The 12,598-nt window shown below is 66.3% G+C and carries 13 protein-coding genes; 9 read left to right on the forward strand and 4 right to left on the reverse strand.

The window, feature by feature from the left end:
- The first annotated feature begins 27 nt into the window (after positions 1-27).
- Genes tatC through VGG53_RS13515 form a run of 3 tightly spaced genes read left to right on the forward strand, consistent with a single transcriptional unit; the run spans position 28 to position 4,557 of the window.
- Positions 28-960, forward strand: a complete 933-nt coding sequence (gene tatC / locus VGG53_RS13505) for a twin-arginine translocase subunit TatC (RefSeq protein WP_331518562.1) — start codon at positions 28-30, stop codon at positions 958-960.
- Positions 944-3,730: an RNA helicase gene (locus VGG53_RS13510; protein WP_331518563.1), complete on the forward strand. Its 2,787-nt coding sequence runs from the start codon at positions 944-946 to the stop codon at positions 3,728-3,730. Before tatC ends, VGG53_RS13510 begins: the two co-directional genes overlap by 17 nt.
- A gap of 41 nt (positions 3,731-3,771) precedes the next feature.
- Positions 3,772-4,557: a DUF4333 domain-containing protein gene (locus tag VGG53_RS13515; RefSeq protein WP_331518564.1), complete on the forward strand. Its 786-nt coding sequence runs from the start codon at positions 3,772-3,774 to the stop codon at positions 4,555-4,557.
- 7 nt (positions 4,558-4,564) lie between these two features.
- Here the strand turns inward: VGG53_RS13515 and VGG53_RS13520 are convergent, their stop codons facing one another.
- On the reverse strand, positions 4,565-5,524 hold the full coding sequence (locus VGG53_RS13520) for a 5'-3' exonuclease (RefSeq protein WP_331518565.1): 960 nt from the start codon (positions 5,522-5,524) through the stop codon (positions 4,565-4,567).
- A 30-nt stretch (positions 5,525-5,554) separates the two neighbouring features.
- On the opposite strand from VGG53_RS13520, the gene VGG53_RS13525 reads away from it, so the two are divergent.
- Both VGG53_RS13525 and VGG53_RS13530 read left to right on the forward strand, forming a co-directional pair.
- Positions 5,555-6,679: a Xaa-Pro peptidase family protein gene (locus VGG53_RS13525; protein ID WP_331518566.1), complete on the forward strand. Its 1,125-nt coding sequence runs from the start codon at positions 5,555-5,557 to the stop codon at positions 6,677-6,679.
- A gap of 16 nt (positions 6,680-6,695) precedes the next feature.
- Complete coding sequence (locus VGG53_RS13530) at positions 6,696-7,361, forward strand: GNAT family N-acetyltransferase (RefSeq protein ID WP_331518567.1); 666 nt, start codon at positions 6,696-6,698, stop codon at positions 7,359-7,361.
- Positions 7,362-7,363: 2 nt separating this feature from the next.
- Here VGG53_RS13530 and VGG53_RS13535 read toward each other — a convergent pair whose 3' ends face one another.
- Entirely contained in the window at positions 7,364-7,777 is a 414-nt protein-coding gene (locus VGG53_RS13535) for a F420-dependent biliverdin reductase (RefSeq protein ID WP_331518568.1), read from the reverse strand.
- A 35-nt stretch (positions 7,778-7,812) separates the two neighbouring features.
- Here VGG53_RS13535 and VGG53_RS13540 point away from each other — a divergent pair, with 35 nt between their 5' ends.
- Together VGG53_RS13540 and VGG53_RS13545 are read left to right on the forward strand one after the other, a co-directional pair.
- Positions 7,813-8,562 carry an SDR family NAD(P)-dependent oxidoreductase gene (locus tag VGG53_RS13540; protein WP_331518569.1) on the forward strand — a complete coding sequence of 250 codons (750 nt, stop codon included), beginning with the start codon at positions 7,813-7,815 and terminating at the stop codon, positions 8,560-8,562.
- Positions 8,563-8,631: 69 nt separating this feature from the next.
- The gene (locus VGG53_RS13545) at positions 8,632-10,089 is read left to right on the forward strand and encodes an NAD(P)/FAD-dependent oxidoreductase (protein ID WP_331518570.1); all 1,458 of its coding nucleotides are present in this window, start codon (positions 8,632-8,634) and stop codon (positions 10,087-10,089) included.
- 2 nt (positions 10,090-10,091) lie between these two features.
- Here VGG53_RS13545 and VGG53_RS13550 read toward each other — a convergent pair whose 3' ends face one another.
- Positions 10,092-10,922, reverse strand: coding sequence for an SDR family oxidoreductase (locus VGG53_RS13550; protein WP_331518571.1), 831 nt, complete (start codon positions 10,920-10,922; stop codon positions 10,092-10,094).
- A gap of 65 nt (positions 10,923-10,987) precedes the next feature.
- On the opposite strand from VGG53_RS13550, the gene VGG53_RS13555 reads away from it, so the two are divergent.
- Positions 10,988-11,371 (forward strand): PPOX class F420-dependent oxidoreductase, encoded by a 384-nt coding sequence (locus tag VGG53_RS13555; RefSeq protein ID WP_331518572.1) that lies wholly within the window; start codon positions 10,988-10,990, stop codon positions 11,369-11,371.
- Here VGG53_RS13555 and VGG53_RS13560 read toward each other — a convergent pair.
- Positions 11,368-12,063: a dienelactone hydrolase family protein gene (locus VGG53_RS13560; RefSeq protein WP_331518573.1), complete on the reverse strand. Its 696-nt coding sequence runs from the start codon at positions 12,061-12,063 to the stop codon at positions 11,368-11,370. The two genes, VGG53_RS13555 and VGG53_RS13560, sit on opposite strands and share 4 nt — an antisense overlap.
- A gap of 66 nt (positions 12,064-12,129) precedes the next feature.
- Between VGG53_RS13560 and VGG53_RS13565 the strand changes: the two genes are divergently transcribed.
- Entirely contained in the window at positions 12,130-12,576 is a 447-nt protein-coding gene (locus VGG53_RS13565; protein ID WP_331518574.1) for an FxsA family protein, read from the forward strand.
- Positions 12,577-12,598 lie beyond the last annotated feature (22 nt).

A 12,598-nucleotide genomic window follows, 5' to 3' on the forward strand; every position in this document is an offset into this window, starting at 1 on the left:
GCCGCGGCGCCCGAGCGCCTATTTACTGTGCGCACCACCGGTTTATTCAGGCGGCTAGATCCGCGTCTCCGTCGCGGCCGCAACAATCCCGACGCGACCATGTCGCTCGTCGCTCATCTCACCGAGCTTCGCGCCCGGCTGCTGATCTCGCTGGCGGCCATCGCCCTCACGACGGCGGTGGGCTTCGTCTGGTATTCGCACTCGCTGTTCGGGCTGGAAAGCCTGGGCAACTGGCTACGGCACCCCTATTGCGCGCTGCCACCGTCAGCGCGGGCCGATATCGCCAACGGCCAGTGTCGGTTACTGGCCACCGCGCCGTTCGACCAGTTCATGCTGCGGTTGAAGGTCGCGTTGACGGCTGGGGTGGTACTGGCCTGCCCGGTGTGGCTCTACCAGCTCTGGTCGTTCATCACCCCGGGCCTGTACAAAAAGGAGCGCCGTTTCGCGGTGGCGTTCGTCGTTCCGGCAGCACTGCTGTTCGTCACCGGCGCAGTGCTGGCATATCTGGTGCTGTCCAAGGCGCTGCACTTCCTGTTGACCGTCGGCAGCGACGTGCAGGTGACCGCGCTGTCCGGCGACCGGTATTTCGGGTTTCTGATCAACCTGCTGTTGGTGTTCGGGGTGAGCTTCGAGTTCCCGCTGCTGGTGGTGATGCTCAACTTCGTCGGTGTGTTGCCCTACGCGCGGCTGCGGTCGTGGCGACGCGGCCTGATCTTCGCAATGTTCGTGTTCGCAGCAATTTTCACGCCCGGTTCTGACCCGTTCTCGATGACCGCGCTGGGGCTGGCGCTGACCCTGCTGCTCGAACTGGCCATCCAGATCGTGCGCGTGCACGACAAACGCAAGGCCAAACGCGAAGCCCTGAGCACGCTCGACGACGACGAAGCCTCGGTTATCGACCCGCCGTCTGCGGTGGGTGTGCCGTCGACTATCGCCGGACCTCATGACGACATCACCTGATAACCCGGTGACCGCAGGCGAATTGGCGCGGTTCACTGCAGAATTGCCATTTGAGCTCGACGGCTTTCAGCGGCGGGCGTGTGCTGCGCTGGAAAGCGGCCACGGTGTCCTGGTGTGCGCACCGACCGGGGCGGGCAAGACCGTCGTCGGCGAATTCGCGGTGCACTTGGCACTGGCGTCCGGCGGCAAATGCTTCTACACCACACCGCTGAAGGCGCTGAGCAACCAGAAGCACACCGACTTCGTGGCGCGCTACGGCAAAGGTCAGATCGGACTGCTCACCGGCGATCTGTCGGTGAACGCCGGCGCCCCGGTGGTGGTGATGACCACCGAGGTGCTGCGCAATATGCTGTACGCGGATTCTACTGCACTGCAAGGGCTTTCGTATGTCGTCATGGACGAGGTGCACTTCCTCGCCGACCGCATGCGCGGCGCGGTGTGGGAGGAGGTCATCCTGCATCTGCCCGACGACGTGCGCCTGGTCAGTCTGTCGGCGACAGTGAGCAACGCCGAAGAGTTCGGCGGCTGGATTCAGACGGTGCGCGGGGACACCTCGGTCATCGTCGACGACCATCGACCTGTCCCGCTGTGGCAGCACATGCTGGTCGGTAAGCGGCTTTTCGACCTGTTCGATTACGGCGCGCACGAACCGGGGGACCGGCGCCCGTCGGTTGTCGACCCGAACTTGTTGCGCCACATCGCTCATCGCCGGGAGGCCGATCGGCTTTCGGACTGGCGCGCGCCGCGCCGCCACGGCGGAGGGGGAGGGTCCGGACGGCCGGGCAGATCGGGCTTCTACCGGCCGCCGCCGCGGCCCGACGTGATCCGCCTGCTCGACGCCGACGCGCTGCTGCCGGCGATCACCTTCGTGTTCTCCCGGGTCGGCTGCGATGCCGCGGTGGCCCAGTGCCTGCGGTCGTCGCTGCGGCTGACCACCGACGAAGACCGGGCGAAGATCGCCGAGGTGATCGACCACCGCTGCGGCGATCTCGACGACGCCGATTTGGCGGTGCTCGGCTACTACGAGTGGCGTGAGGCGCTGCTGCGCGGCATCGCCGCCCATCACGCCGGATTGCTGCCGGTGTTCCGGCACACCGTCGAGGAGCTGTTCGCCGCCGGGCTGATCCGGGCCGTCTTCGCCACCGAGACGCTGGCGCTGGGCATCAACATGCCCGCCCGCACCGTGGTGCTCGAACGGCTGGTCAAGTTCAACGGCGAGCAGCACCTGCCGCTGACACCCGGCGAGTACACCCAGCTCACCGGGCGGGCCGGCCGGCGCGGCATCGATGTCGAGGGTCACGCCGTGGTGCTCTGGAATCCCGGCGACGACACCAGTGAGCCGGCGGAGGTCGCGGGCCTGGCCTCGACCCGCACGTTTCCGCTGCGAAGCTCGTTCGCCCCGTCCTACAACATGACGATCAATCTGGTGAACCGGGTCGGCCCGGAGCAGGCGCATCGGCTGCTGGAGCAGTCGTTCGCGCAGTATCAGGCCGACCGCTCGGTGGTCAGCCTGGTACGCGGCGTGGAGCGCGGGCAGCAGATGCTCGACGAGGTCGCGGCCGAGCTCGGCGGAAATGACGCGCCCATCCTCGAATACGCCCGGCTGCGCGAGCAAATCAGCCAGCAGGAGCGCACCCAGGCCCGCGCATCGCGACTGCAACGCCGGCAGGCGGTCAACGACGCGCTGGCCGGTCTGCGCCGCGGCGACATCATCACGATCACCCACGGCCGACGAGGCGGACTGGCGGTCGTGCTGGAGCCCGCTCGCGACAGCACCGATCCGCGACCGTTGGTGTTGACTGAAAACCGTTGGGCCGGAAGGATTTCGTCGGCGGACTATTCCGGCGAGTCGGCGCCGGTCGGCTCGATGACGTTGCCCAAGCGGATCGAGCACCGGCAACCGCGGGTCCGCCGTGACGTGGCGTCGGCGTTGCGTTCGGCGGCCGCCGGATTGTCGATCCCGCGCGATCGCCGGGGCAAACGTGGCGAGGATCGCGATCTCGACCCCGAATTGGTGTTGCTGCGTGAAAAGATGCGGCGTCATCCAGTCCACCGCCAAGCCGATCGGGAGACCCGGGTCCGGGTCGCCGAGCGCTACTTGCGTATCGAGCGGGACAACGCCGCGCTGCAGAAGAAGGTCGCCGCCGCCACCAACTCGCTGGCTCGCACGTTCGACCGGATCGTCGGACTGCTCACCGAGCGCCGCTTCATCGAGCTCATCGACGGAATTCCCGAGGTGACCGACGACGGCCGGCTGCTGGCCCGGATCTACAGCGAGAGCGACCTTTTGGTTGCCGAATGTCTGCGCACCGATGTGTGGACGGGTCTGCGGGACGCCGAGTTGGCCGCCGTGCTGTCGGCCGTGCTCTACGAAACGCGGGGCGGTGACGGCCCTGGGGCGCCGCGAAACGAGCAGGTGCCGACGGCGCGGTTGCGGCAAGCGCTGACTCGAACGCGGCGGCTGTCGGCGGAGTTGCGCGCCGACGAGCAGCGACATCGTCTCTCGCTGAGTCGCGAGCCTGACGACGGCTTCGTCGCGGCGATCTACCGGTGGGCCAGCAGTGGTGACCTGGTCACCGCGTTGGCGGCCGCTGACGTCGAGGGCGCCGGGTCGCCGCTGTCGCCGGGGGATTTCGTGCGCTGGTGCAGGCAGGTGCTTGACCTGCTGGACCAGGTCCGCAACGCCGCCCCGCAGCCGGAGTTGCGGGTCACCGCGAAACGCGCGATCGATGCCATTCGGCGCGGCGTCGTAGCAGTTGACGCCGGGTAGGCTGAGCACGATTGCAACCAGCACTGAGAGGACTGACACACATGAGCGGACCGCAGGGACCCGACCCGACGCAGCCGTGGCAGCCGACCCAGGGCGAAGGGCAGCAAGCCGGCGAGGAGCACACCCAGCACGTGTCGCCCTGGCAGCAGCAACCCACCGGCGACCAGGGTTGGCAGGCCTCGGGTCCCGAGCAGCAAACCTGGCAGGCGCCGGCCTACACCCCGACCGAGTACGGGCAATACCAGCAGCCGCCCACCCAGTACTACCCGCCGTCGCAGTCCTACCCGCAGGGCTATCCGCAACAGGGCCAGTACGGCGGCCAGACCGCCCCGTACGGCGCGCCGGCCACGCAGTACGGCCAGTCGGGCCAGTATGGGCAGCCGGGTCAATACGGTCAGGCGGGGCAGTACGGTCAGCCGGGCCAGTACCCCCAACCCGGCCAGTACGGTCAGTACCCGGGTCCCTACGGCCAGCCCCCGGCCGGGCCGAAGCGTTCGCGGGCGCTGGTCGGCACGGTGGTCGGTGTGTTCGCCGCCGTCGTCGTCGCGGTGATCTTGGTGCTCGGCTTCTGGGCGCCGGGGTTCTTCGTGACCACCAAGCTGGATGTCGGCAAGGCCCAGGCCGGTGTGCAGCAGATCCTCGCCGACAGCACCAACGGCTACGGGGCCAAAAACGTCAAAGACGTGAAGTGCAACAACGGTCAGAATCCGACCGTCAAAAAGGGCGCCAGCTTCGATTGTGACGTCAGCATCGACGGCACCAAGCGTTCGGTGACCGTGACTTTCCAGGACAACAAGGGCACCTACGAGGTGGGTCGGCCCAAGTAGCGCCGCCTCACGACGCAGGCAGCGCGTCGAGCGCCTTCTGCAGCCGCGAGATCGATGACCCGACGCCGAGCTTGGTCGCGAGTTCGGCGGTGCGCGCCGGGTCGGCGGCCACCAGCGGCAAGCCATCGGTGTCCGTAGAGAAGTCGACCGGCGCATCGGTGGCCACCTGCACCACGGGTCCTGCTGTTTGGACGTAGTCGGCGGCCGCGCGCAACTTGGCCCTGACTCCTTTGGCCAGCGACGATTTCGGGTCGTCCACGGCGGCCAGGATCGCTGCCAACGAGCCGTGCTGCGCCAGCAGCATGGCGGCGGTTTTCTCGCCGATGCCAGGTACACCGGGCAGCCCGTCGGAGGGGTCGCCGCGCAGCAGGGCCAGCTCGGCGTAGGCCGCGCCGGCCCGATCGACGGGCACGCCGTAGCGATCGGCGACCTCGACCGGGCCCATCAGCGTCGCGTTGGTCAGGCCGCGGCCGAGGTAAAGCACCCGTACCGGGACCGGATCGTCGCGGACCACCTGCAGCAAGTCGCGGTCGCCGCTGACGACGACCACCGGGTCGCGTCGCTCCTGGGCGGCCAGCGTGCCGATCACGTCGTCGGCTTCGAAACCCGCTGCGCCGCCGGTGCAGATGCCGAACGCCGCGAGGATCTCCGCGATCATCTCGACCTGCGGCGACAAATCGTCGGGAACTTCCTCGACATCGGCTTGCCCACTGGGCTTTTCCTCTTCGACCCGATGCGCTTTGTATGACGGGATGCGGTCGACCCGGAATTGCGGACGCCAGTCCAAATCCAGGCAGACCACCAACCGGGCGGGTCGGTACCGAGTGATCACCGTGGCCATCGAGTCGACGAAACCACGCACGGCGTTGACGGGCCGGCCGTCGGGCGACGTGATCGAGGATGGGACGCCGAAGAACGAACGAAACCACATGCTGGCGCCATCCAGCAGCAGCACCGGCGCGGACATGCCCGCCATCCTGCCAGTAGCCTGAAACTCATGGGTTCTGACCGCTTCGACGCAGAGGTCTATCGCCGCCGGATAGCGGCGGCGACTGCGGCCACCGGCAAGGCGGACCTGGCTGGTCTGGTGATCACTCCGGGCTACGACCTGCGTTATCTGCTCGGCTCGCGCGCCCAGACCTTCGAGCGTCTCACCGCGCTGGTGCTGCCCGTCACTGGTGAGCCGGCCATCGTCGTGCCGCGGCTGGAGTTGGCGTCGCTGAAAGATTCCGCGGTGACCGATCTTGGCCTGGCGGTGCGGGATTGGGTCGATGGCGAGGACCCTTACCAACTGGTCGCCGCCGCAATGAGGGGCGCTCCGGCGGCGACGGCGGTCACCGATTCGATGCCCGCCCTGCACCTGTTGCCGTTGGCCGATGTCCTGGGTGTGCTGCCGGTGTTGGCCACCGAAGTACTGCGAGAACTGCGGATGGTCAAGGACGCTTCCGAAATCGACGCGCTGCGCAAGGCGGGCGCGGCAATCGACCGGGTGCATGCGCGGGTGCCGGAGTTCCTGGTACCTGGTCGGACCGAGGCCGACGTCGCTGCCGATATCGCCGAAGCCATTGTCGCCGAAGGGCATTCGGAAGTCGCATTCGTCATCGTCGGCTCCGGGCCGCATGGCGCCGACCCGCATCACGAATACTCCGATCGCGAAATTCGGATCGGGGACATCGTCGTCGTCGACATCGGCGGCTCCTACGAGCCCGGGTATAACTCCGACTCGACGCGTACCTATAGCATCGGTGAGCCCAGTCCTGATGTCGCGCAACAGTATTCAGTACTACAGCGGGCACAACGAGTAGCGGTCGAGGCGGTGCGCCCCGGCGTGACCGCCGAACACATCGACGCCTCGGCCCGTCAGGTGCTGGCCGAAGCGGGTCTCGCCGAATATTTCGTGCACCGCACCGGGCACGGCATCGGGTTGTCGGTGCACGAAGAGCCCTACATAGTCGCGGGCAACGATCTACCGCTGCAGGCGGGCATGGCGTTTTCCGTCGAGCCCGGGATCTATTTCCCGGGTCGGTGGGGAGCGCGCATCGAAGACATCGTGGTGGTGGCCGAAGACGGCGCCCAGCCCGTCAACCACCGTCCGCACGCGCTGATCGTGGTTGAGGTTTAAGTATTAAGCTCAGGCGATGACCGACCACGACCGTGCCGCCGCCCGCCGAGAGATCACCGACGCTCTGATGAACGCGCTGGAACGCCGACATGAAGTGCTGGATCTGATCGTGGAGGCCGACGACCGGCCGTCAGCAGTCGATGGCATCGTCGACCTACTGGGCACCTCCCGGCTGGGAGCCGAAGCGGTGATCGGCATGTCGTTCGATCAGCTGACCAAGGACTCGCGCAAGAAGATCGTCGCCGAACTCGAGGATCTGAACAACCTCTTGAGCTTCACGTTCAAAGACCGGCCGGCCAGCGCGGGCGAAACCCTGGCGCTTCGGGCGTTTTCCGGTTCCGCCGACCGCGATATCTTCGCCGCGCGTACCGAGGACATCGGCGCCAAGGGTGACGGGTCCGGCGCCCCGGCGGGCGGCCTGGACGACGAGATCCGCTCGGCGCAGGAGCGACTCGACGCCGAAGAGGCCGCCTGGTTCGTCGCGGTCGACGGTGACGAGAAGGTCGGCATGGTTTTCGGCGAGCTCACCGGCCATGAGGTCCACGTCCGGATCTGGATCAATCCCGACTACCGCCATCGCGGCTACGGCACCGCCGCACTGGCCAAATCACGACCGGAGATGGCGGCCTATTTCCCCGCGGTCCCGCTGGTGATTCACGCGCCCGGCGCCACTCTCGTTTAGCGCTAGTTGGCTTTGTGGGTCAGCAGATCCGAGGATCCGAGCACCCGCTCGACCTGTACCTCGATGACGACTCGCCGGGGGTTCTTTCGAGGCGTGCGGTAACGCTGGGCGTAGCGCAGCTCCGCGTCGCGCACGGCGTCGACCTCACCGTTGACACTGGCCCGACCTTCCAGCGACAGCCAGCGAGCGCCGTCGACCTGACTGAGCACGGCGACCGCACCGCGCTCGGCGTTGACCGCCTTCTGCGAACCACCCGTTGTGATCACCCGCGCGATGTGCGTCTTGGGGTCAAACGTGAACCCGACCGCCACCACATGCGGCGAATTGTCGGGGCGCAGGGTGGTCAGCATGGCCAGGTGGCGCTCGGTGAGAAACGCCAGCGCGTCGTTGGTCAGCCGGGCCGTGGAGTTTGCCATCACCGCTCACGCTAGCGCAGGTCATAATCGCAGCCGTGGATGACACGAGCGCACCGACGGTATTGATTCTCGGTGGTCGCAGCGAAATCGGCATCGAGCTTGCGGTGCGGCTCGCTTCCGGCGCGTCCGTCGTGCTGGCGGCGCGAAACGCCGATCGGCTGGGCGAACAGATGGCGGCGGTCCGGGCCGCCGGCGCGGCGGCGGTGTCCGCCTGTGAATTCGACGCTGACGACCTGGAGTCGCACGGCCCGTTGGTTGCGTCGATCATCGCCGAGCACGGCTCGATCGACACCGCGGTGCTGGCCTTCGGGATCCTCGGCGACCAAGGCCGCGCCGAGACCGACGCCGCACACGCAGTGGCCGTCGTGCACACCGACTACGTCGCGCAGGTCAGCCTGCTCACCCAGCTCGCCGCCGCGATGCGGCAGGCCGGCCGGGGAACGTTGGTGGTGTTCTCCTCGATCGCCGGCGTGCGGGTACGCCGGGCCAACTACGTCTACGGGTCGGCCAAAGCGGGTCTGGACGGCTTCGCCAGCGGTCTGGCCGACGCGTTGCACGGAACCGGGGTGCGGCTGTTGATCGTGCGGCCCGGGTTTGTGATCGGGCGGATGACGCAAGGTATGACGCCGGCACCGCTGCCCAGCACGCCCGCGCAGGTGGCCGCGGCGACGGCGCGTGCGCTGGCCAAGGGGCGACGCATCGTATGGATTCCGTGGGCGTTGGGCCCAGCGTCTGTGGTGATGCGGTTGCTGCCGCAGTTCGTCTGGCGCCGGCTGCCGCGATAATCGCCAAGCAGCCGATTGGCCGACGGTGTCCGCGTAGCATGCTGGCCAGCGAGAGGCCGGGTGGTTCTCATGACGCAAAAGCAGTCACCGAAGGTCGCGATAATCGGCGCCGGAATGTCGGGCCTGTGCATGGCGGTCAAGCTGCAGGATGCCGGCATCGACTCGTACACGATTTTCGAGAAAGCCGACGACGTCGGAGGCACCTGGCGCGACAACACCTATCCCGGCCTCACCTGTGACGTGCCTTCGCGGTACTACTCCTACTCATTCCGGCCGAACCCGAACTGGTCACACGTGTTGCCGCCGGGACCCGAGATACGCGCCTATTTCCAGCAGGTAGCCGACGAGTACGGCGTTCGTCGGCACATCCGGTTCGGTGTTGATGTCACCGCCGCCGAATATGACGACGGAAAGTGGCGGCTTACTACCGACGCCGGCGAGGAAACCTTCGACGTTCTCGTCACCGCGACCGGAGTTCTGCGGGTGCCTCGTCACCCGGACATTTCCGGGCTCGAGACGTTTGCCGGTCCCGCGTTTCATTCGTCGCGATGGGATCATTCGATCTCGTTGACGGACAAGCGGATCGGCTTGATCGGGACAGGGTCGACCGGTGTTCAGATTGTTGCGGAGCTCGGCGGCACAGTGCGTCAACTGACGATCTTTCAACGCACCGCGCAATGGGTCTACCCATTCCCCAATGGCCGGTACTCGGCGCTCACCAAACACGCCCTGTCCCGGTGGCCGAGACTGAACACCTTGGGGTACTGGTTCTGGGGGTTGGTGTTCAGGCGCACATTCGGACGTGCGCCCATCCGTCCGGGTTTGCGGCGTCGCTTCGTGCAGGCCGAGTGCCGGTGGAACTTGCGTCTATCGGTGCGCGACCCACAGTTGCGGGCCAAACTCACTCCCAAGGACCAGCCCATGTGCAAGAGGCTGGTCATGGCCGGGCATTTCTACCGGTCCGTGCAGCAGCCGGGCGTCGACGTCGTCACCGATCGGATCGACCACATCGAGCCCCGTGGTGTCGTCACCGCCGATGGCACCCTGCATGAATTGGACCTGTTGGTCTATGCCACCGGATTTGACGCCCGCGCCTACGTGCGACCGCTGACGGTTATCGGCGAAGGTGGCCGGACTTTGGATGAGGCTTGGGCTGACGGTCCGACGGCTTACCGGTCTATCGCGGTGCCAGGGTTTCCCAACCTTTTCATGCTGATGGGCCCGCATTCGCCGATCGGCAATCAGTCGCTGATACCTGTCGCTGAGGACCAAGCCGAATATGCGATGTGGTGGATCAACAAGATCCGCGACGGTGTGGTTCACGCCGCCGCACCGACTGAAGCGGCGACCAAAGAGTACAACGAGAGCATGAAAGCCGCTATGCCGCAAACAATTTGGGTTACCGGATGCAACAGCTGGTACCTCGGCAAAGACGGTCTGCCCGAGCTTTTCCCGTGGACACCAGAGACCCATCGGGAGCTGCTTCGCCGGCCGGAGCTCACGGATTTCGACGTACGCTCTGTCTGAGATCAGGACGTCCCGGTGCGCCGGGCGTAGGCCGTGCGCTTGTCGACCTCGACGTCGTCGGTGAAAACGCGGCCCGTGCCCAATGCGCGTCCTATCGCCTCCGACATACGCTGCGGCATCAACCGCTGACCTGCCACGATCGGGCCGATCGAACGGGGAACCAGTACCCGCGGTTTCGGTTTGACGATCACCCTGGCGATTGCTCCGGCGACATCGTTCGGCTCGGCATTCTTCAAGCCCTTCGCGTGCCCGACGCCGGTAATCATCTCGGTATTGGTCAGAGTCGGCAGAATCGCCGAGAAGTGGACACCGCTGCCGCGGTTTTCCATCCGAACGGTATCGGTGTATCCGAGTACGGCATGCTTTGTGGCGCAATAGGTTGCGATGCCCTCGGTCGGTAGCACGCTGCTCAGTGAAGCGATGTTGATGACGTGACCGTGACCGCGCGACAGCATTCGCTGCGCCGCCAGCTTGGTTCCGAGGATCACGCCGTAAATGTTGACGTCAAGCAGTCGCCGTGTGACGGCATCAGCCTCGTCTTGCGCGCTTCCCACTGCGATGACCCCGGCGTTGTTCACCAGGACGTCGACAGCTCCGAGTCGATCTTCGACAGTGTCGAGAAAATCGGTGAAGGATCGTCGATCCGCCACGTCCAGTCGGCGGCCAACCTTGAGACCCAACTGGCTGCTTGCCTCTTTGACGGCCGATCTGTCGATGTCGCCGATCGCGACTTTGGCGCCCAAGCCGTGCAGTACCGTTGCCGTCGCCAGGCCAATCCCGCGTGCACCACCAGTGACGGCAATGACCTTGTCCCCAAAAGCGCCACGTTTCATCGCCTGATGCTCCTTCGTATTCGGGCTAAAGCCTAGGCCTTCGGGCTGGCCTCTAGACTGACGCGATGTCACCGAGCTTCGCAGATGTCGCCAAGGCGCAGTACATCCTGCTGACGACGTTCACCAAGGATGGTCGACCCAAGCCCACCGCGATCTGGGCGGCGCCCGACGGCGATCGCCTGGTGGTGATCACCCAGGCAAAGTCGTGGAAGGTCAAGCGGATTCGCAACACGCCCCGCGTCACGCTGGCGATCTGCGACATGCAAGGCCGCCCGAAAAGCGAGGCCATCGAAGCGACCGCGACCATCCTGGACAAGTCGCGGACCGGGCACGTCTACGACGCCATCGGGCACGAGTACGGGCTGATCGGCAAGGTGTTCAACCTGTTCAGCAAGCTGCGTGGCGGCATGCAGAACAACGTCGGTCTGGAGTTACGGGCCGCGAGCTAGCGTTTCAGGTGTTCGCCGAAGAACGCGAAGACGCGCGCCCAGGCGTCTTCGGTCGCGGCCTCGTTGTAGCCGAATCCGGCGATGCGCAGCAGCGGCTGTGCCGGAAGCTTGTTGGCAAAGCTGTGTCCGGCCTTCGGATAGGACTTGACGTCGTTGGTGATGCCGTTGTGGTCGAGAACCCGCTGCAGCTTCTTGGGCGCCCCGATGCCGATCGGGTCCCGGCTGCCATAGCTGGCAACGATCGGGCATGCCCCGGCCAGCGTTTCGCTGAGTTCGCGCGGCAGCGGCGCGCCGTAGAACGGCGCAGACGCGTCAAAACCCTTGGGCGACATGACCAATGCGAACTGCCCACCCATACAGAACCCGGCGATGCCGACGCGGCCGTTGCACTCCGGTAAGGCCTTGAGATGGTCGCGGGCCGCCAGTACGTCGTCCAGGGCGCGTCCGCGCTTGGTGAGCAGCTCGCGCATGACCTTGGTGACGCATCGAGCCCAGCCGCCGCGGGCGAACAGGTTCGGGGTCAGCGCGACATATCCCGCGGTGGCGATATGACTGTTGATCGACTGCTTGTCTGGTCCGTAACCGATCGCGTCATGAATCACCACCACGCCTGGCCAGGGACCCTGGCCGTCGGGGATGTCGAGCAGGGCGTCGATCGGGCCGGCCGGGGTGTCGATCTCGATTGTCGTCACGAAGTCATCTAACCGCGCGACGGCGGCCGGCGGAACTCAGATGGCCGTCCACGACGTTGCCGATTCATGGTGTCGCGACTGTTTCTGGTCTACCTCCTCGTCGAGCTCGCCGTCGTAGTGGCGCTGGCGTCGACGATCGGGCTCGGATGGACGCTGCTGCTGCTGTTGGTCACGTTTGCCGCCGGATTGGCGCTGGCGGGTTCGCAACTCAAGCGTCAGCTCAGCCGGTTGCGATCCGGCTTGGGCACTGACCGGCCGCGGTTGGCCGCCGATGGCATGGCGGTTGCGCTCGGAACCCTGCTCGTCGTGGTGCCAGGCCTGGTGACCAGCGCCGCGGGGCTGCTGTTGTTGCTGCCGCCGACGCGTGCCGCCGTCCGCCCGGTACTGGGCGCGGTGGCCGCCCGCGGCCTCGGTCGACGTTTCCCCGACTACATCGACGGTGAGGTCATCGAAGGCGAAGTCATCGACGTCAGCGAGGTCGATCCGCCGGTCCTGCCGTTGCGGCCTGAATAATGCCGGCGTGACAAATGACGCG

The sequence above is a fragment of the Mycobacterium sp. genome (assembly GCF_036490025.1).
In the GTDB taxonomy this organism is placed as follows: Bacteria; Actinomycetota; Actinomycetes; order Mycobacteriales; family Mycobacteriaceae; genus Mycobacterium.